Source organism: Pseudomonas sp. PDM05 (assembly GCF_014851685.1).
Classification (GTDB): domain Bacteria; phylum Pseudomonadota; class Gammaproteobacteria; order Pseudomonadales; family Pseudomonadaceae; genus Aquipseudomonas.
The window spans coordinates 532182-549529 of the sequence record NZ_JACVAC010000001.1 but is presented as its reverse complement, the minus strand read 5'-3'; the positions used below and the strand labels follow the sequence as shown (position 1 = coordinate 549529).

Annotated in this window: 21 protein-coding genes, 1 tRNA gene and 1 pseudogene; 14 read left to right on the top strand and 9 right to left on the bottom strand. The window is 59.6% G+C overall.

Translation table 11 applies throughout. The features are described 5' to 3' along the window. Nucleotides 1–115 precede the first annotated feature (115 nt). Nucleotides 116–1399 (bottom strand): NAD(P)/FAD-dependent oxidoreductase, encoded by a 1284-nt coding sequence (locus IB241_RS02615; protein ID WP_192296831.1) that lies wholly within the window; start codon nucleotides 1397–1399, stop codon nucleotides 116–118. A gap of 184 nt (nucleotides 1400–1583) precedes the next feature. Here IB241_RS02615 and IB241_RS02610 point away from each other — a divergent pair. Beyond that, nucleotides 1584–1660, top strand: a tRNA-Val gene (locus IB241_RS02610). An 83-nt stretch (nucleotides 1661–1743) separates the two neighbouring features. On the opposite strand, the pseudogene IB241_RS27480 reads toward IB241_RS02610, so the two are convergent. After that, nucleotides 1744–1980, bottom strand: a pseudogene (locus tag IB241_RS27480) (helix-hairpin-helix domain-containing protein). 81 nt (nucleotides 1981–2061) lie between these two features. Beyond that, entirely contained in the window at nucleotides 2062–2439 is a 378-nt protein-coding gene (locus IB241_RS02605) for a hypothetical protein (protein ID WP_192297247.1), read from the bottom strand. Here IB241_RS02605 and IB241_RS02600 point away from each other — a divergent pair. The 5 genes from IB241_RS02600 (at nucleotide 2438) to IB241_RS02580 (ending at nucleotide 6043) form a co-directional block, all read left to right on the top strand. Beyond that, nucleotides 2438–3154 (top strand): DUF969 domain-containing protein, encoded by a 717-nt coding sequence (locus IB241_RS02600; RefSeq protein ID WP_192296830.1) that lies wholly within the window; start codon nucleotides 2438–2440, stop codon nucleotides 3152–3154. The genes IB241_RS02605 and IB241_RS02600 overlap by 2 nt on opposite strands. Further along, entirely contained in the window at nucleotides 3151–4101 is a 951-nt protein-coding gene (locus tag IB241_RS02595) for a DUF979 domain-containing protein (protein WP_192296829.1), read from the top strand. The genes IB241_RS02600 and IB241_RS02595 overlap by 4 nt, the downstream gene beginning before the upstream one ends. Before the next feature lie 7 nt (nucleotides 4102–4108). Then, nucleotides 4109–4738: a pyroglutamyl-peptidase I gene (pcp, locus tag IB241_RS02590; protein ID WP_192296828.1), complete on the top strand. Its 630-nt coding sequence runs from the start codon at nucleotides 4109–4111 to the stop codon at nucleotides 4736–4738. Nucleotides 4739–4816: 78 nt separating this feature from the next. Then, nucleotides 4817–5269 carry an anti-virulence regulator CigR family protein gene (locus IB241_RS02585; protein ID WP_192296827.1) on the top strand — a complete coding sequence of 151 codons (453 nt, stop codon included), beginning with the start codon at nucleotides 4817–4819 and terminating at the stop codon, nucleotides 5267–5269. 108 nt (nucleotides 5270–5377) lie between these two features. Then, nucleotides 5378–6043, top strand: coding sequence for an HAD-IA family hydrolase (locus IB241_RS02580; RefSeq protein ID WP_192296826.1), 666 nt, complete (start codon nucleotides 5378–5380; stop codon nucleotides 6041–6043). A 28-nt stretch (nucleotides 6044–6071) separates the two neighbouring features. Here IB241_RS02580 and IB241_RS02575 read toward each other — a convergent pair whose 3' ends face one another. Together IB241_RS02575 and csrA are read right to left on the bottom strand one after the other, a co-directional pair. Beyond that, the gene (locus tag IB241_RS02575; RefSeq protein WP_192296825.1) at nucleotides 6072–6335 is read right to left on the bottom strand and encodes a hypothetical protein; all 264 of its coding nucleotides are present in this window, start codon (nucleotides 6333–6335) and stop codon (nucleotides 6072–6074) included. A gap of 209 nt (nucleotides 6336–6544) precedes the next feature. Further along, on the bottom strand, nucleotides 6545–6739 hold the full coding sequence (gene csrA, locus IB241_RS02570) for a carbon storage regulator CsrA (protein ID WP_003192511.1): 195 nt from the start codon (nucleotides 6737–6739) through the stop codon (nucleotides 6545–6547). Nucleotides 6740–7001: 262 nt separating this feature from the next. Here csrA and IB241_RS02565 point away from each other — a divergent pair, with 262 nt between their 5' ends. Continuing rightward, nucleotides 7002–7367, top strand: coding sequence for an SPOR domain-containing protein (locus IB241_RS02565; RefSeq protein ID WP_192297230.1), 366 nt, complete (start codon nucleotides 7002–7004; stop codon nucleotides 7365–7367). 31 nt (nucleotides 7368–7398) lie between these two features. On the opposite strand, the gene IB241_RS02560 is transcribed toward IB241_RS02565, so the two are convergent. From IB241_RS02560 to IB241_RS02550, 3 genes are all read right to left on the bottom strand, one after another. Beyond that, nucleotides 7399–8088, bottom strand: coding sequence for an endonuclease (locus IB241_RS02560; protein WP_192296824.1), 690 nt, complete (start codon nucleotides 8086–8088; stop codon nucleotides 7399–7401). Nucleotides 8089–8092: 4 nt separating this feature from the next. Beyond that, nucleotides 8093–8344 (bottom strand): DUF1654 domain-containing protein, encoded by a 252-nt coding sequence (locus IB241_RS02555; protein WP_192296823.1) that lies wholly within the window; start codon nucleotides 8342–8344, stop codon nucleotides 8093–8095. Nucleotides 8345–8515: 171 nt separating this feature from the next. Continuing rightward, on the bottom strand, nucleotides 8516–9604 hold the full coding sequence (locus IB241_RS02550; RefSeq protein ID WP_192296822.1) for an asparaginase: 1089 nt from the start codon (nucleotides 9602–9604) through the stop codon (nucleotides 8516–8518). A 483-nt stretch (nucleotides 9605–10087) separates the two neighbouring features. Between IB241_RS02550 and IB241_RS02545 the strand changes: the two genes are divergently transcribed. From IB241_RS02545 to IB241_RS02515, 7 genes are read left to right on the top strand one after another with little or no spacing between them, the layout of a single operon-like run. Further along, nucleotides 10088–11047, top strand: coding sequence for a sugar ABC transporter substrate-binding protein (locus IB241_RS02545; protein WP_192296821.1), 960 nt, complete (start codon nucleotides 10088–10090; stop codon nucleotides 11045–11047). 57 nt (nucleotides 11048–11104) lie between these two features. Beyond that, complete coding sequence (locus tag IB241_RS02540) at nucleotides 11105–12658, top strand: sugar ABC transporter ATP-binding protein (RefSeq protein WP_192296820.1); 1554 nt, start codon at nucleotides 11105–11107, stop codon at nucleotides 12656–12658. Beyond that, a complete protein-coding gene (locus IB241_RS02535; RefSeq protein WP_192296819.1) occupies nucleotides 12655–13632 on the top strand; it encodes an ABC transporter permease in 978 nt (325 codons plus the stop codon). The genes IB241_RS02540 and IB241_RS02535 overlap by 4 nt, the downstream gene beginning before the upstream one ends. A 3-nt stretch (nucleotides 13633–13635) precedes the next feature. Further along, nucleotides 13636–14658, top strand: a complete 1023-nt coding sequence (locus tag IB241_RS02530; RefSeq protein WP_192296818.1) for a LacI family DNA-binding transcriptional regulator — start codon at nucleotides 13636–13638, stop codon at nucleotides 14656–14658. A gap of 23 nt (nucleotides 14659–14681) precedes the next feature. After that, the gene (rbsK, locus tag IB241_RS02525; protein WP_192296817.1) at nucleotides 14682–15599 is read left to right on the top strand and encodes a ribokinase; all 918 of its coding nucleotides are present in this window, start codon (nucleotides 14682–14684) and stop codon (nucleotides 15597–15599) included. Beyond that, the gene (rbsD, locus tag IB241_RS02520) at nucleotides 15596–16000 is read left to right on the top strand and encodes a D-ribose pyranase (RefSeq protein ID WP_192296816.1); all 405 of its coding nucleotides are present in this window, start codon (nucleotides 15596–15598) and stop codon (nucleotides 15998–16000) included. The genes rbsK and rbsD overlap by 4 nt, the downstream gene beginning before the upstream one ends. 26 nt (nucleotides 16001–16026) lie before the next feature. Further along, on the top strand, nucleotides 16027–17055 hold the full coding sequence (locus IB241_RS02515) for a nucleoside hydrolase (protein ID WP_192296815.1): 1029 nt from the start codon (nucleotides 16027–16029) through the stop codon (nucleotides 17053–17055). Between the two features lie 18 nt (nucleotides 17056–17073). On the opposite strand, the gene IB241_RS02510 is transcribed toward IB241_RS02515, so the two are convergent. Continuing rightward, nucleotides 17074–17286: a hypothetical protein gene (locus IB241_RS02510; protein WP_192296814.1), complete on the bottom strand. Its 213-nt coding sequence runs from the start codon at nucleotides 17284–17286 to the stop codon at nucleotides 17074–17076. Nucleotides 17287–17348 lie beyond the last annotated feature (62 nt).

Below are 17348 nucleotides of genomic sequence, written 5' to 3'. Positions count from 1 at the left end.
TGGGAGCGGGCTTGCTCGCGAAAGCGGTGGATCAGTCAATAAATCTGGCGACTGGCACACTGCATTCGCGAGCAAGCCCGCTCCCACACAAGCCCGTTCCCACAGTTGGATTCGGTCAGAACCCCAGTTTATCCCGCAGCCCGTAATACCAGGCTCCCAGTGCTGCGAATGGTGTGCGTAACAGCTGTCCACCCGGGAATGGGTAGTGCGGCAGGTCGGCAAACGCGTCAAAGCGCTCTGCCTGGCCTCTCAGTGCCTCCGCCAATACCTTGCCCGCCAGGTGCGTGTACGTCACACCATGACCACTACAGCCCTGGGAGTAATAGATGTTGTCGCCCAGGCGACCTACTTGCGGTAAGCGCGACAGGGTTAGTAGGAAATTGCCGGTCCAGGCGTAGTCGATCTTTACATCCTTGAGCTGCGGGAACGCCTTGAGCATCTTCGGACGGATGATCGCTTCGATATTTGCCGGGTCGCGCGCGCCGTACACCACGCCGCCGCCGAATATCAGGCGCTTGTCGCTGGTGAGGCGGTAGTAGTCGAGCAGGTAGTTGCAGTCTTCGACACAGTAATCCTGTGGCAGCAACGTTTTTGCCAGTTCGTCCCCCAGTGGGGCTGTGGTAATGACTTGGGTGCCGCACGGCATCGACTTGGCCGCCAGCTCGGGCACCAGATTGCCCAGGTAGGCGTTGCCTGCGACAATGATGAACTTGGCCCTGACCTTGCCCTCGGCGGTGTGTACCACCGGATTGGCGCCGCGTTCAATGCGCAGTGCAGCGGATTGCTCATAGATCGTACCGCCCAGTGACTCCACGGCCGCGGCTTCACCCAATGCGAGGTTGAGCGGGTGGATGTGCCCGCCGCTCATGTCGAGCAGGCCGCCGACATAGTTGTCACAGGCCACCACCTCGCGGATGCGGCGCTCGTCCAGCAGTTCCAGCTGGGTATGGCCATAGCGCTCCCACAGGCGCTTCTGCGACTCCAGGTGGCCCATGTGCTTGCTGTTGAGCGCGGCGAATACGCCGCCGTCTTTCAGGTCGCACTGGATCTGGTATTTGGCGACCCGCTCGCGAATGATCTTGCCGCCCTCAAACGCCATCTGCCCGAGCAACTGCGCCTGCTTGGGGCCGACACTGCGTTCGATCACATCGATGTCGCGGCTATAGCTGTTGACGATCTGCCCGCCGTTGCGCCCCGACGCGCCAAACCCGACCTTGGCGGCTTCCAGCACCGTCACGCGAAAGCCGTTCTCCAGGAGAAACAACGCGCTGGACAGGCCGGTGTAACCGGCGCCAATCACGCATACATCAGTTTCGACGTCACCTTGCAGCACCGGGCGCGGCGGAACCGCGTTTGCGGACGCGGCGTAATACGACTGGGGGTAGGGGGTGTTCGCCATCCTGGAACCTCTGTTTTATATTTTTTACGAGTGCGCCGATCCTACCTGAGTTGAAAATTGCCTGCCAGCCACCCGAAAACCACGGGTCTACCCGGCGCAAATAAAAAATTCGCATATTCATAGGGTTAGCTGCAAAAAAGATGTTGACACCCCTCCGGAATTCCGTAGAATGCCGCCTCACAGCAGGCACGTAGCTCAGTTGGTTAGAGCACCACCTTGACATGGTGGGGGTCGTTGGTTCGAGTCCAATCGCGCCTACCAAACAAAATCCGCTCTGCTGGGCGGTCTAGAAGGGCTCACCGAAAGGTGGGCCCTTTTTTGTTGTCTTGGTTTTTTGCGCGGCGTTACGCCTTGGCACGTCTCGCAATATCCACCGCCGCAGTGATAGCCGCCCGAGCGTGCGGGCTGTTTCTCCGGCACGTCGAGCCTAACGCTGCTTAGGCTTGCGCGAGGATGTCACCGACATCTGACGCCCCTGGTTCGGCCAGGGATTGGATGCCCATTTGCTCCAATCGGGCAGCCACAGTGGGACCTACGCCCTTGAGCGCAAGCAAAAAGTCCTTTTTTCGGGTGTCGGGTATTTGGGCTTACTGATCAGTCAGCAAAAAAGCTGAGCCACCGATAGCAGGCAGATGATCTGTACAACCATCTGGCAGCGGATCTCACCATTCGTTGTCGCCATACCCATTTGTCCGGCGTACATAGTGAATTACCTCTTCGTCAGCAAAGCGAAGCAGCGAAATACGCTGTCGCTCCAATGAGTATAGGTCCTGCGCCGGATTCGTCACTGTTGTCGCGATCACGGGGGGCGGCCCTGGATCGGTCTTGAATTGCCGACAAAATTTATTGGTGTGCAGCAACAATTTTTCTTGTTGGACACCTCCCCATCCCAGACAGCAAAGTTGCCGCCACTGACGCTCGACCTTCCGGGTCAACAATAAAAAACCGAGCCGACTGCCCGCCACATTCTTGCTGCGAACCCTTTGTTCGCATCCTGCTGTAATGGCGCCGCAGCGCGCACATAAGGACTTCATCGTCATGCAAACTGTTGTGAACCTATGGCCGTTGATCGGCGTACTTGTCATCGTGGTTGGCTTTGTCTTGCGCTTCAATCCGCTGTTGGTGGTCACCGCTGCCGCCATCGCGACCGGGCTTGCTGCCCATTTTCCCTTGGAGAAAATCCTCGCCAGCATGGGTGAAGGTTTCCTTCAGACCCGCGCCCTGCAACTGATTCTTTTATTACCCCTGGCCGTGATTGGGCTGCTGGAGCGCCACGGCTTGCGCCTGCATGCGCAGAACTGGATCGCACGGTTCGAACGTGCGACCGTCGGGCGCCTGTTGATCATCTATTTGTTTGTGCGCGAATCCACTGCAGCCATGGGGCTGACCAGCCTGGGCGGGCATCCACAGATGGTGCGGCCGCTGCTGGCGCCGATGGCAGAAGGTGCGGCAGAAAAACGCTACGGCAAACTGCCAGACAAGGTGCGCCACAAGGTGTTGGCCATGTGCGCGGCGACCGACAACGTTGGGCTGTTTTTCGGTGAAGACATCTTTGTCGCCTTTGGTGCCATCGCGCTGATGCACACCTTCCTGCTCGGCTCCGGAATCGATGTGGAACCGCTGCACATTGCTGTGTGGGGCATCCCTACGGCGATCTGTGCCTTCATCATTCACGCGATCCGCCTGCACCGATTCGACCGCCGGCTCACCCGTGAGCTGACGCCGGTCGCTACCGCCGTGGAGGCCGCGCAATGATTATCTCCATTCAATACCTGTACTGGCTGGCCGGTGTGCTGTTGCTGATCACGGCGGGCATGATCGTGCTGGATCGCACCCATCCCAAGCGTTGGTCCAGCGCGTTGTTCTGGCTGCTGTTCGCCATTCCGTTCCTGGTCGGCGAGCGCTTGCCGTCGGTGGTTATCGGCGTCGGTGTGGTGGTGATGGCGTTGATCGCAGGCTTGGGCGGTGTCGGGCGAGGAGCCCATGCCGAACTGCATGACAAGGCTTCCCGTGCCAGCGCCGGTCGCCTGGGGCACAAGCTGTTTATCCCGGCACTGGCCATTCCGTTGACCACGGTAATTGGCTCGGTATTGCTCAAGCACACCGAGATCGGCGGTGTACCGTTGCTGGACCCGAAAAACACCACCTTCGTGTCTCTCGGCATCGGCTGCCTGATCGCCCTTGGCCTGGCGTGCTGGCTGACCCGTGATACCCCGGTGCAAGCCTTGCGTGAATCCCGACGCCTGACCGAAGCCCTGGGCTGGGCCATGGTGCTGCCGCAGATGCTGGCGATGCTTGGGCTGTTGTTCAATGAGGCGGGGGTCGGCACTGCTGTGGCTCACGTCACCACCACCTACATCAACCTGGATTTCAAGTTGGTGGCGGTGATGGTCTATGTGCTTGGCATGGCGTTGTTCACGGTGATCATGGGGAACGGCTTCGCCGCGTTTCCGGTGATGACCGGTGGTGTCGGCGTGCCGGTACTGGTTGGCATCTACGGCGGCAACCCTGCGGTGATGGCGGCCATCGGCATGTTCTCCGGTTACTGCGGCACACTGATGACGCCCATGGCGGCCAACTTCAATATTGTGCCCGCCGCGCTGTTGGAGCTGCCGGACAAGAACGCGGTGATCAAGGCGCAGTTGCCGACTGCGTTGATGATGCTGGTGGTCAATATCGTCCTGCTTTATCTGTTGATGTGAGGCGAAGATGCGAACGCTACTGCTGACGGGGTTTGAGCCCTTTGATCAAGCCCCAGTGAACCCGTCCTGGGAGGCTACGCGCCAGCTGGACGGGGTGCTGCTGGACGACGGTGTGCAGATTGTTGCGCGCCGCTTGCCTTGCGCATTTGCCACGGCGGGTGACTGCCTGGCCCAATTGATTGCCGAGCTGCAACCTGTGATGGTCATTGCGACTGGGCTGGGGCCTGGGCGCAGTGATATTTCCATCGAGCGGGTGGCGATCAACGTCAACGATGCGCGTATCCCCGATAACCTGGGCGCGCAGCCTATCGACACTGCTGTCGTGGTGGGCGGTCCGGCGGCGTACTTCAGTACGTTGCCGATCAAAGCGATGGTCAAGGCTGTGCGCGAGGTGGGGATTGCGGCGTCGGTTTCGCAGACGGCGGGGACGTTTGTGTGCAACCAGGTGTTTTATCTGTTGCAGCATGCACTGGTGGGGACAGAGGTACGTAGCGGGTTTGTTCATGTGCCCAACCTGCCTGGTTCGGGCGAGCCAACGATGGCGCTGTCGACCCTGGTCGAGGGGTTGCGGGTCGCCGTGCTGGCTGCTTGGAAAACCTCGGTGGATGTCGTTGAGGTCGGCGGTCGGGTGAGTTGATGAGGGCTCGCTGATTCTGCGTGAGAAACCCTAGGTTCGGCTACAGTTCAGGAACATTCCTGTTCTGGACGATTCGCCATGATCAAGTATCCCAAGTTCATGTCTGTGGTGTTGTCACTGGCCTTGTCTGCGGGTAGCGCTATTGCCTTGGCTGATCCGGGCAATGGCAAGGGCGGCGGTAATAACAAGGGGCATGACCAGGGCGGGCAGGGGCATGATAAATCCAGGGGCAAAGGTGCTTCGGATGCTCGCGGCCCCAGCATCGACCGCGGCGGTGTACTCAATGTGCTGGTGGGGCATCGGGACTACTGGAGTCCAGGCCCTGCATTGCCCCCCGGCATCCAGAAAAACCTGGCGCGCGGCAAGCCCTTGCCACCAGGGATCGCAAAAAAACTCGATGGTCGTTTAGCCGGCCAGCTCCCCCATTACGATGGCTATGAGTGGCGGCAAGCGGGCACTGATCTGATATTGGTAGCAATTGCTACGGGCGTCATCTATGAAATCCTCAATGGCGCGTTTGACGGACGTTGATGGCTAGCCGACTGGGCGCCCAGGCACCGGCAGCGTTTACAAGCACCCAGGTGATCCGTAGATTGCAGCGGGCTGATTGTTTGTTACCGCCCATGAGGAAATTACGCAGTGTCCATCCCCGTTGCCCAGCATTACCGCGCCTTTCTGTTCGATATGGATGGCACCCTGCTCAACTCCATCGCTGCCGCCGAGCGGGTGTGGAGCACTTGGGCGCAGCGTCATGGCCTGGACGTGGCGGCGTTCCTGGCCACCATTCATGGCGCCCGCGCCATTGACACCATCACGCGTCAGGCGCTGCCCGGGGTCGATCCTGAGGTTGAGGCGCAGTGGATTACCGAAGCCGAAATCAACGATGTCGAAGGCGTTGTCGCGATTCCTGGGGCCGTTGCGTTCCTGAGTGATTTACCGGGCGATCAATGGGCGCTGGTGACATCTGCCCCGCGGGCACTGGCGTTGCGTCGCCTGCAGGCTGCGGGTATTACGCCGCCCGCCGTGTTGGTGACGGCCGAAGATGTGGCCAGCGGCAAGCCGGACCCAGCCTGTTATGTGCTCGGTGCGCAGCGGCTGGGGGTGTCGGTTGAGGACTGCCTGGTATTCGAGGATGCGGCCGTAGGTATTCGAGCCGGGGAAGCGGCGGGTGCGGATGTGATGGTCGTGACGTCGACGCATCTCGAGCCGATGGTGACCAGGCACCCTTCGATAGATGGATATGAACAATTGCAGGCCAAGCGCAACGCTGAAGGTTGGCTCTACGTGCACGGCAGGGTTTTGTAGCCGCCGACGCTCAGGTAGGCGTGGTTCATCAGCTCGCCGTTTTCCGGTGCGCGCGATGAGCTGCGCGCCTGCACAGCTTTCGCTGGACGATCACCTGGATCGGCTTGAGGCAAAACACGAACAGGTAGGTGCACAGGAATAGCCCGAGGTCGAGCCATGAGCTCACTTCGTTACCGAAAGTGCGTTCCGCTTCCAATTTGAGGGCATATTCCATCCCGAGGAAGGCAAGCGCAATCAGCAAGGTGATTGTCCAGGCGCGGGTGGAAATGTGTTGCGTAGAGGTAAGCCTCATCGACGTGCTCCTGAGTGCACTCTGATGGCCGGGGGAAACTCAGGAGGTTCGGCTATGAATTGGCGGACAAGTTCCAAACTTCGACACAGTTTCATCTTTCGCAGGCAATAAACCGGCAGGGCATTCGCGACTCGCGAAAAGTGCGAGCAGGCCCAAGGGGTTTTCGCCAGCCGTTACAGTAAACGAAAGGGCTGGCTACTGAGGGCGCGTCAAGGCGTCTGGTTTTTGTCCGGAGCAGTCAGGCCGGCCTGGATGCGCTGGTAAATCTCTTCGCGATGCACGGCAACATCCTTCGGAGCGTTGATGCCGATTCGTACTTGCTGGCCGCTAACGCCCAGGATGGTGATCGTGATGTCATCACCGATGTTTATGCTTTCACCGACTTTGCGGGTGAGTATAAGCATGGACTTCTCCTTGATTACTTTTAAGGACACATGTTTCAGACAGGGCAGGTGTCGGATGTGTGTAGCTTACTGCTAAGCGCTTCCCTGTGACTGCCTCTTTTAGGACGCATAGAGGCGACATTAATTCCCATGGCGGCATCATACAGGTCTGCGATACATGATTCGCATTGTTTAAGCCAACGTTTATGACGGCCAGAATAGACAGTGAATGATAAAGTTGCCTCTTTATCCTTAAAGGAGCAGGGCAGTGCGTAAAGTAGCGATGGCAGTTGCGGTGTTGGCGTTGGCCGGTTGCGGTGAAGGCAAAAGCGTCGATGCCCCCAAGGCCAAGCCTGCCGTGACTGAAAGCCAGCCACAGACCGGTACGATTGCCGCCCAGGAATGGGATGTGCGCGTAGGCCCGCCCGACCACAAGTTGCAGGCCATTACAGACCTGACCGCGTGGTTGCTGGAACATGGTTTCAATTTTTATATCGTGAAGGTCGACGGCAAGGACGAAGTACTGCTGGGGCCATTTGCAACCAAGGCCGAGGCCGAGGCCAAGCAAGCGCTGCTCAACGAGAAGATGGCCCGCGCCAAGAAAACCGACACCGAGTCGCAGGTCATCGAGCACAAGGCGGCGCAGTAACAGACGGCTTGGGCGGCAATCCCGCCCACGTTCAACCGCAGGCTTTCAGGTTTACCGGGCCGACGAATTCATTGCCGCGTCCCATCACGCACGCTACGGTCTGGTTGCGTTGACGCTCCCAGGGTTGCACTGGGTAGGTCTTGTTCCAGGCTTCATACAGTTGGCGATCCTGTTTCGACAGGCGCAAACCGTATTGCTTGCTCATATAGAAGTAAGTCCGCGCAATCATCCCGCGAACCGACGGACGTGGCATGACCTTCTTGGCCTTGAAGTCCACTTGGGTCAGGCATGAGCCGTACTGCCCGCGTTGTACTGGCAGCCAGCCAAAACTGAAGTTGTTGCGGTCGCCGTTCACCTCGCCAATGCTCGGCACCAGGTTGTGCAGGTCGGCTTCGGCGCGCTTGAACACGTCATCATGACGCGTACAGTTCTTGCGCCCGCCGTTCTGCCAGCACTGGCGCTGATGCCCGATCTGCCAGGCCGGAACAATGTGCTCCCATTCGATACGTGCGGCACGGCTGGCGCTCTTGCGGGGGATGTAACCGCAGGCTTTCAGGTCTACACGGTTGCCGGTGTATTTGCAGCCGCAATAGAACTCGGTGGATTGCGGGGCGTAGAGTTTCCAGGCGACTTTCTTGGCTTCGCTGAACGTTCGCGGTGCTTGCGCCTGGGCGCTAATGGCAAAAAACAGGCAACACACAGCAATAAAACGGGCACTCATTGAATCAATCTTCCTTCGGCACAACCCAGAAAATCTGCACACCACCATCATCCCGGTAGGCGAGGGTGACGTTGTCGTTCTCTGCGATTTCCTCAAGCAGGCGCTGCCACTCGTCTTCCGGCTCATCCGGTAGGCGGAAGATCAAGGCTGCCTTCGCTTTCTGGGCATTGGTCGAATTGATGATCTTTTGCACACGCGTCGCCAGGCGTGTGTAGGCATCAGGTGGAGTTGACGCTGCGGAAGAAGACTTTGCCACGGAAGATTCCTTGATAAGCTGTACGTGCATACAGTATTTAACTGTGCGCAATTTCGCAACTGCTTAAAACTCAGGAAGCCTGATTGACGTCGATAAAGGTGGTTTGGCGCAGGGGTCATTGCGGGGGGAGGCAGGGGCGGTAAACCACCCCTGCCGGTCAATCACCAGGAATCAATATTCCCAGAACATCCGTTGCAGCTCTTTGCTGTCCTGGGTCTTGGTCAAGGCGACCATCGCGAGGATGCGGGCTTTTTGCGGGTTCAGGTCATGGGCGACTACCCAGTCGTATTTGTCGTCAGGTTGTTCGGCATTGCGCAGAACGAAACCACCGGCATTCACGTGGGAAGAACGAATGATCTGTACGCCTTGTTTACGCAGTTCCTGCAGGGCAGGGACAACCTTGGATGACACCGAGCCATTGCCGGTGCCGGCGTGGATGATGGCTTTGGCGCCAGCCTGGGCCAGCGCCTTGTAGGCGGTGTCGCTCACGTTGCCGTAGCCATAGGCGATTTCAACGTCGGGCAGGCTCTTGATGTTCTTGATGTCAAATTCCGAATCCATGGTGTGGCGCTTGGCTGGCAGGCGGAACCAGTAGGATTTGCCTTCAACCACCATGCCCAGCGGGCCCCATGGGCTCTTGAAGGCTTCGGTCTTGATATTGATCATCTTGCTTACGTCGCGACCCGACTGGATCTCGTCGTTCATGGTCACCAGCACGCCTTTGCCGCGTGCTTCTTTGCTGCCGGCAACGGCCACGGCGTTGTACAGGTTGAGCATGCCGTCCGCCGACATGGCGGTGCCTGGGCGCATCGAGCCGACCACGACGATCGGCTTGTCGGTTTTTTCCACGAGGTTCAGAAAGTAGGCGGTCTCTTCGAGGGTGTCGGTACCGTGTGTGATCACGATACCGTCCACATCCTTGCTATCGGCCAATTCGGCAACACGACGGCCCAGTTGCAGCAGGTTGTCGTTGTTGATGCTCTCGGACGCAATCTGCATCACTTGTTCGCCACGCACATTGGCGACTTGGCTAAGCTCAGGAACACCGGCGATCAGTTGTTCGATACCGACCTTGGCTGCCTGGTACGTGGCACTGTTGGCCGCGCTGGCGCCAGCGCCGGCGATGGTACCGCCGGTGGCGAGGATCACCACGTTGGACAGTTTGGTCTTGGTTTCAGCTTCCTTTGCCTGGGCGGCAACGGGGAACAGCAGCAGTAGGGCCAACGCGCCCGGAACAATGTTCTTCAGTGCAGATTTCATTATTTTTCTCTCTGGTTTGTGATGAGTGCTGGTGCAGGTTCATCTAGAGCGCTCGGGCGGTTCTGAACGCCGCGAGGTTCAGGGGAACAGCAGGATCTGTACCAGCCTGGACAAGTTTGTGTTCATAAAATAAATCGTTGATTTTTAAGGGTTTGGTTTGGATTTTTAAGCGACTCGGACGATCTGCTGTCCGGCTTTCCGAACAGCTGGACGTTATCGCGTTCGGTTGTCCGAAAAAATGATCGGATCTTCCCTGGGCGTGTATGACTTCAGCCCAAAGGCCTGTCGTTTTAGAGAACGACCGAGCGCTGGCGATGTTTAAGGACGTGGCGTGAAGGTGGGGGGGCAGAGGGCCTGGATGAAAGGCTGTGGGATACCGTTGACAAATCTCGACAAGGTTCTCATAGTTTCAATAACGCAAACGTTTGCGAGATATTTCCATGCAGGCGTTGCTCACAATAATCATAAGATCGGAGTGAACCCATGAAGCTGCCATTCGCTGGACGTCTTCTTGCTGTCGCTGTGCTGGCTGCCGCATCCGCCGCCTTACCTCTTTCCTCTGCATTTGCCGATGACGCCGTCGCCAAACCCAAGGTCGGCCTGGTCATGAAATCACTCGCCAACGAATTCTTTGTCACCATGCAAGACGGTGCCAAGACATATCAGAAAGAGCACGCCGCCGATTTCGACATGATCACCAACGGGATCAAGAACGAAACCGATACCAGTGCGCAGATCGATATCGTCAACCAGATGATCCTCGCCAAGGTGAATGCGATCGTGATCGCCCCTGCCGACTCCAAGGCACTGGTCACTGTGCTGAAGAAAGCCTCGGATGCCGGTATCAAGGTCGTCAATATCGATAACCGCCTTGATCCGGACGTGCTCAAAAGCAAGAACCTCGACATCCCGTTTGTAGGCCCCGACAACCGCAAAGGCTCCAAGCTGGTGGGGGACTACCTGGCCAAGCATCTGGCAGCGGGTGACAAGGTCGGCATCATTGAAGGTGTGCCGACCACCACCAACGCCCAGCAGCGCACCGCGGGCTTCAAGGATGCGATGGACGCGGCCGGCATGAAGATCGTTTCCACCCAATCCGGTAACTGGGAAATCGACCAGGGCAACAAGATCGCCGCCGCGATGCTCAGCGAAACGCCAGACCTCAAGGCCTTGTTGGCCGGTAACGACAACATGGCCCTGGGCGCGGTCTCCGCTGTTCGCGCAGCAGGCAAGGCTGGCAAAGTACTGGTCGTAGGTTACGACAACATCGAAGCCATCAAGCCGATGCTGCAAGACGGCCGCGTCCTGGCGACCGCCGACCAAGCTGCTGCCCAGCAAGCCGTGTTCGGCATCCAGAACGCACTCAAGCTGGTCAAGGGTGAAAAGGTCGATGCCAAAGACGGCGTGATCGAAACCCCGGTCGAACTCGTCATCAAGCAGTAATCCCGGCAGCACCCAACAGCGCCCGTTCGTCCTGGACGGGCGCCTGGAGATTTTCCTATGTCATCTTCCGCCCCGAACGCTGTCCTCTCGGTCAGCGGTATCGGTAAGACCTATGCCCAGCCGGTTCTGTCCGACATCACCCTGACGCTCAATCGCGGAGAAGTACTGGCGCTGACCGGAGAAAACGGCGCAGGCAAAAGCACCTTGTCGAAGATTATCGGCGGGTTGGTCACGCCGACCACCGGGCATATGCAATTCAATGGTCAGGACTACCGTCCTGGCAGTCGTACCCAGGCTGAAGGGCTGGGGGTGCGCATGGTCATGCAGGAACTCAACCTGCTGCCGACGCTGACCGTCGCCGAAAACCTGTTTCTGGATAACCTGCCCAGCCACTGTGGCTGGATCAGCCGCAAGCAACTGCGCAAGGCCGCGATTGAGGCCATGGCCCAGGTCGGCCTGGACGCGATCGACCCGGACACCCTGGTCGGCAGCCTGGGTATCGGCCATCAACAAATGGTCGAGATCGCGCGCAACCTCATCGGCGACTGCCACGTGCTGATCCTCGATGAACCGACGGCCATGCTGACCGCCCGTGAAGTCGAGATGCTGTTCGAGCAAATCACCCGCCTGCAGGCTCGGGGCGTGGCAATCATTTATATTTCGCATCGGCTGGAAGAGCTCGCCCGTGTCGCCCAGCGCATTGCGGTGCTGCGTGACGGCAAGCTGGTGTGCGTCGAGCCAATGGCCAACTACAACAGCGAGCAATTGGTGACCTTGATGGTCGGTCGCGAGCTGGGCGAGCACATCGACCTGGGCCCGCGCACCATCGGCGATCTGGCCCTGACAGTAAAAGGCCTGACTCGCTCGGACAAGGTTCGCGACGTGTCCTTTGAAGTGCGCGCAGGCGAGATCTATGGCATCTCCGGCCTGATCGGCGCCGGTCGTACCGAGCTGTTGCGCCTGATCTTCGGTGCCGACCTGGCCGACAGCGGCACCGTGGCGCTCGGCTCGCCAGCCCAGGTGGTGAGCATTCGTTCGCCGGTGGACGCGGTGGGCCATGGCATTGCGCTGATCACCGAGGACCGCAAGGGTGAAGGCCTGCTGCTGACCCAGTCCATCAGCGCCAACATAGCCCTGGGCAACATGCCGGAAATTTCCGCTGGTGGGGTGGTCAACAGCCGCAACGAAACGGCCTTGGCCAAGCGCCAGATCGATGCCATGCGCATCCGCAGTTCCAGTCCGGCGCAGTTGGTCTCTGAACTGTCCGGTGGTAACCAGCAGAAGGTGGTGATTGGCCGCTGGCTGGAGCGCGACTGCTCGGTGATGCTGTTCGATGAGCCGACCCGTGGCATCGACGTAGGTGCCAAATTCGACATTTATGCCTTGCTTGGTGAACTGACGCGCCAAGGCAAAGCGCTGGTGGTGGTGTCCAGCGACCTGCGCGAACTCATGCTGATCTGCGATCGCATCGGGGTGTTGTCCGCCGGGCGCTTGATCGAGACCTTCGAGCGCGACAGCTGGACCCAGGACGAATTGCTTGCCGCCGCCTTTGCCGGCTATCAGAAACGTGACGCGCTGCTGAACGACGCAGCGCTTAGGGATACCCCATGAAAACCACAATTTCCCCGGGCAAAACCGGCGGCAACTTCTACGGCCTGGGTACTTACCTGGGGCTGGCTGGCGCGTTGCTGGCAATGATTGCGCTGTTCTCGGTACTCAGCGATCACTTCCTGTCCTACGACACCTTCAGTACCCTGGCCAACCAGATCCCGGACCTCATGGTGCTGGCAGTCGGCATGACTTTCATCCTGATCATCGGCGGCATCGATTTGTCGGTGGGCTCGGTGTTGGCATTGGCGGCGTCGGCGGTCAGCGTGGCGATCCTTGGCTGGGGCTGGAGCGTCTTCCCCGCCGCCATACTCGGTATGGGCTGCGCCGCGCTGGCGGGCACCATCACCGGTTCGATCACCGTGGCCTGGCGTATTCCGTCGTTTATCGTGTCCCTTGGCGTGCTGGAAATGGCCCGTGGCGTGGCGTACCAAATGACCGGTTCGCGTACCGCCTACATCGGCGACTCGTTTGCCTGGCTGTCCAACCCAGTGGCCTTCGGCATTTCACCGTCGTTCGTCATTGCGCTGCTGGTGATCATCGTCGCCCAACTGGTGTTGACCCGTACGGTGTTTGGTCGCTACCTGATCGGTATCGGCACCAACGAAGAAGCGGTGCGCCTGGCAGGGATCAATCCCAAGCCCTACAAAATCCTGGTGTTCAGCCTCATGGGCCTGTTGGCCGGTGTGGCGGCGCTGTTCCAGATATCGCGTCTGGAAGCGGCGGACCCGAATGCTGGTTCTGGCCTTGAACTGCAAGTGATTGCGGCGGTGGTTATCGGTGGCACCAGCCTGATGGGCGGTCGCGGTTCGGTAATCAGTACCTTTTTTGGTGTGTTGATTATTTCGGTACTGGCCGCCGGTTTGGCGCAGATCGGAGCTACGGAGCCGACCAAGCGCATCATTACCGGTGCCGTGATCGTGATTGCGGTGGTCCTGGATACCTACCGCAGCCAGCGCGCCAGTCGGCGGGGCTGACCCATGGCAACGATCAAGGATGTGGCCGCGCTTGCAGGTATTTCCTACACCACGGTCTCCCATGTGGTGAACAAGACGCGCCCGGTCAGTGAGCCGGTGCGCATCAAGGTGGAAGCGGCGATCAAGCAACTCGACTACGTGCCTAGCGCCGTTGCGCGTTCGCTCAAGGCCAAGACCACTGCCACCATCGGCCTGCTGGTGCCCAACAGCCTCAACCCGTATTTCGCGGAGTTGGCCAGGGGCATCGAGGATTACTGCGAGCGTAACGGCTATTGCGTGATCCTGTGCAACTCCGACGACAACGCGGAAAAACAGCGTAACTATTTACGGGTGTTGCTGGAAAAGCGCATCGACGGCCTGATCGTGACGTCGGTGGGCGGCGACGACAGCGGCCTGGCCGCTGGCTTGAGCGCAGTACGCACGCCCATGGTGATTGTCGACCGGGCGCTGGACGGCATTGATGTCGATCTGGTGCGCATCGATCACGAACAGGGCGCTTACCTGGCGACTCGGCACCTGCTTGAGTTGGGTCATCGGGACATCGCCTGCATCGGCGGCCCGGCGCACACCCGCGTCGCGCAGATGCGCCTGGCAGGCTACCACCGCGCGTTGCGTGAGGCAGGCGTGGACGTGGCGCCCGACCGTACCCAGGAAAGTGATTTCACCAGCACCGGTGGTTATGCCGCTGCCGTGCAATTGCTGGCGCAAAACCCGCCCAGCGCGATTTTCGCCAGCAACGATATGATCGGTTTCGGCGTTCTGCGTGCAGCTGCCGAGCGTAATATCCGTGTGCCGGGCGAGCTGTCGGTGATCGGTTTCGATGACATTCAAATGGGCCGCTACGTGTACCCGGCGCTGACCACGGTCGGGCAGTCGATCGTGCAACTGGGCGAGACGGCGGCCGAGCTTTTATTGCGACGAATTGCGACACCCCAACTGCCGATCGATCAACGCATCGTGACGCCGAGCATTGTGTTGCGCGAGTCCACGGCGCCCGTCGCCGGTGTGTTTGCCCAATACCGCTGAACCGAATTGATGAGTACTGATGTATGTCCGCAAACGTAGTGGTAATAGGCAGCTTGAACATGGACTTGGTCACCCGGGCCAGCCGGCTGCCCCGTGCCGGTGAAACCTTGATCGGCCAGACATTCTCCACAGTGCCCGGCGGCAAGGGCGCCAACCAGGCGGTGGCGTCGGCGCGGCTGGGCGCGCAGGTGGCGATGGTTGGTTGTGTCGGCAGCGATGCCTACGGCAGCGAGTTGCGTGATGCGTTGCTGGTCGAAGGCATCGATTGCCAGGCCGTCAGTACCGTGGAAGGCTCCAGCGGCGTGGCGTTGATCGTGGTGGATGACAGCAGCCAGAACGCCATCGTGATCGTCGCCGGCAGCAACGGCGCGCTGACACCCGACTCATTGCAGGCGTTTGACGCTGTGCTGCAGGCGGCCGACGTGATCGTCTGCCAGCTGGAGGTGCCGATGGACACGGTCGGGTATGCCCTGCAGCGTGGCCGTGAGCTGGGCAAGACCGTGATCCTCAACCCGGCGCCGGCCAGCAGCCCGCTGCCTGCCGAATGGTACGCCTCGATCGATTACCTGATCCCGAATGAAAGCGAAGCCACGGCGTTGAGCGGCGTGACGGTCGACTCCCTCGACAGTGCCAAGCTGGCTGCTACGCATTTGATCAAGGCGGGTGCCGGTAAAGTCATCATCACTCTGGGTGCCCAAGGTGCGTTGTTCGCCGACGGCCAGGGGTTTGAGCATTTGCTCGCGCCCAAGGTCAAGGCGGTGGATACCACGGCGGCCGGCGATACCTTTGTCGGTGGTTTTGCCGCCGCGCTGGCCAACGGCAAAAGCGAAGCCCAAGCCATCCGTTTCGGCCAGGTTGCCGCCGCGCTGTCGGTGACCCGTGCCGGTGCGCAACCCTCCATTCCTACGCTGCGCGACGTACAAGGTTTTGTACCCTCATGAAAAAGACGCCACTGCTTAATATCGCTTTGTCGCGCGTGATCGCCTCCCTGGGCCATGGCGACATTCTGGTCATCGGTGATGCGGGGTTGCCCGTGCCGCCGGGTGTCGAGTTGATCGACCTCGCGTTGACCCAGGGCATTCCTGATTTCATCAGCACGTTACGTGTGGTGCTCAGTGAAATGCAGGTGGAAAGTCATGTGTTGGCGCAAGAAATCCTGCTCAAGCAACCGCCGGCGCTGGCGGATCTCAATACGCTCAATGGGCAGGCGGCGCTCGGTGAGCGGCGTCTGCTCAGCCATGAAGCGTTCAAGCAGCTCAGCCGCCAGGCGCGTGCCGTGGTGCGTACCGGCGAGTGCCAGCCGTATTGCAATATCGCGCTGGTGTCCGGCGTAACGTTCTAGCGTGTCCCAACAACAAGGAGTGTTTTATGCAACGTGGTCTTCCAACCCTGAGAAATCTGTTTCGGAGTGTTCTGCTCTTGTCCGCACTCACTGCAGCAAGCGCCCAAGCGGCGGAAAAGATCGACCTGATCATTGATACCGATCCCGGCGCCGACGATGTGGTGGCCTTGCTGTTCGCATTGGCGTCCCCGGAGGAATTGCAGATCCGTGCGCTGACCACCGTCGCCGGCAACGTGCGCCTGGACAAGACCTCACGCAATGCGCGCCTGGCCCGCGAGTGGGCAGGGCGCGAGGACGTTCCGGTCTATGCCGGTGCGCCGAAGCCGCTGCTGCGCACGCCGATCTATGCCGAGAACATCCATGGCAAGGAAGGTATCTCCGGGGTCACCGTGCACGAGCCGAAAAAAGGCCTGGCTGAAGGCAACGCCGTTGATTACCTGATCAAGACCCTGAGCACCGCCAAGCCCCACAGCATCACCATCGCCATGCTCGGCCCGCAAACCAACCTGGCACTGGCACTGACCCAGGCCCCGGAAATCACCCAGGGCATCAAGGAAGTGGTGGTGATGGGCGGCGCGCACTTCAACGGCGGCAATATCACGCCGGTGGCCGAATTCAACCTGTTTGCCGACCCGGCAGCAGCGGAGATTGTGCTCAAGAGTGGCGTGAAGTTGACCTACCTGCCGCTGGACGTGACCCACAAGGTGCTTACCAGTGAAGCGCGCCTGAAGAAGATTGCCGACCTGAACAGCAATGCCAGCAAGGTCGTCAGCAATATTCTCAACGAGTACGTCAAAGGTGACATGGAGCATTACGGCATCCCGGGTGGCCCGGTGCATGACGCCACGGTCATTGCCTATCTGCTCAAGCCTTCGTTGTTCAGTGGTCGTCAGGCCAACATGGTGGTGGACAGCCGCGAAGGCCCGACTTTCGGCCAGACCATCGTCGATTGGTACGATGGCCTGAAGCAGGAAAAGAATGTGTTCTGGGTTGAAAACGGTGATGCCCAGGGCTTCTTTGATCTGCTGACCGAGCGCCTGGCGCGCCTGAAGTAACGCTTTCGGCGGTGTTGCTTACTCGCGCTCGGGGTCGTGTGCCCCCTTGTGATCGGCTGGGTATTTTTCGAATACCTGGCCGATGAACGCTTGCGCAGCCTGGGTGCCCAGCTCCTTGACCAACAGGTCGATGCCGATGATTGCCAATTCTTCCGGGCTTCCGGGGCTATAGGAGCTCTGTCCCAGGGGCCACTTGGCTTTGATGTCGGCTTGGAGCGTTACGGTGGTCATGGAAATCTCACGGGCTGAAGTGCGGGGCGGTGCGCTGGAACGCGGCTTTTACGCGGGCAGTT

What these genes read in the sequence shown, in the direction of transcription:
- IB241_RS02540 (WP_192296820.1), top strand. Translation starts at nt 11,105, where the DNA reads ATGTCATCTTCCGCCCCGAACGCTGTCCTCTCGGTCAGCGGTATCGGT.
- IB241_RS02585 (WP_192296827.1), top strand. Translation starts at nt 4,817, where the DNA reads ATGATCAAGTATCCCAAGTTCATGTCTGTGGTGTTGTCACTGGCCTTG.
- IB241_RS02600 (WP_192296830.1), top strand. Translation starts at nt 2,438, where the DNA reads ATGCAAACTGTTGTGAACCTATGGCCGTTGATCGGCGTACTTGTCATC.
- IB241_RS02545 (WP_192296821.1), top strand. Translation starts at nt 10,088, where the DNA reads ATGAAGCTGCCATTCGCTGGACGTCTTCTTGCTGTCGCTGTGCTGGCT.
- csrA (WP_003192511.1), bottom strand. Translation starts at nt 6,739, where the DNA reads ATGCTTATACTCACCCGCAAAGTCGGTGAAAGCATAAACATCGGTGAT.
- IB241_RS02535 (WP_192296819.1), top strand. Translation starts at nt 12,655, where the DNA reads ATGAAAACCACAATTTCCCCGGGCAAAACCGGCGGCAACTTCTACGGC.
- IB241_RS02550 (WP_192296822.1), bottom strand. Translation starts at nt 9,604, where the DNA reads ATGAAATCTGCACTGAAGAACATTGTTCCGGGCGCGTTGGCCCTACTG.
- IB241_RS02515 (WP_192296815.1), top strand. Translation starts at nt 16,027, where the DNA reads ATGCAACGTGGTCTTCCAACCCTGAGAAATCTGTTTCGGAGTGTTCTG.
- IB241_RS02605 (WP_192297247.1), bottom strand. Translation starts at nt 2,439, where the DNA reads ATGACGATGAAGTCCTTATGTGCGCGCTGCGGCGCCATTACAGCAGGA.
- pcp (WP_192296828.1), top strand. Translation starts at nt 4,109, where the DNA reads ATGCGAACGCTACTGCTGACGGGGTTTGAGCCCTTTGATCAAGCCCCA.
- IB241_RS02530 (WP_192296818.1), top strand. Translation starts at nt 13,636, where the DNA reads ATGGCAACGATCAAGGATGTGGCCGCGCTTGCAGGTATTTCCTACACC.
- IB241_RS02560 (WP_192296824.1), bottom strand. Translation starts at nt 8,088, where the DNA reads ATGAGTGCCCGTTTTATTGCTGTGTGTTGCCTGTTTTTTGCCATTAGC.
- IB241_RS02595 (WP_192296829.1), top strand. Translation starts at nt 3,151, where the DNA reads ATGATTATCTCCATTCAATACCTGTACTGGCTGGCCGGTGTGCTGTTG.
- IB241_RS02510 (WP_192296814.1), bottom strand. Translation starts at nt 17,286, where the DNA reads ATGACCACCGTAACGCTCCAAGCCGACATCAAAGCCAAGTGGCCCCTG.
- IB241_RS02565 (WP_192297230.1), top strand. Translation starts at nt 7,002, where the DNA reads ATGGCAGTTGCGGTGTTGGCGTTGGCCGGTTGCGGTGAAGGCAAAAGC.
- rbsD (WP_192296816.1), top strand. Translation starts at nt 15,596, where the DNA reads ATGAAAAAGACGCCACTGCTTAATATCGCTTTGTCGCGCGTGATCGCC.
- IB241_RS02615 (WP_192296831.1), bottom strand. Translation starts at nt 1,399, where the DNA reads ATGGCGAACACCCCCTACCCCCAGTCGTATTACGCCGCGTCCGCAAAC.
- rbsK (WP_192296817.1), top strand. Translation starts at nt 14,682, where the DNA reads ATGTCCGCAAACGTAGTGGTAATAGGCAGCTTGAACATGGACTTGGTC.
- IB241_RS02575 (WP_192296825.1), bottom strand. Translation starts at nt 6,335, where the DNA reads ATGAGGCTTACCTCTACGCAACACATTTCCACCCGCGCCTGGACAATC.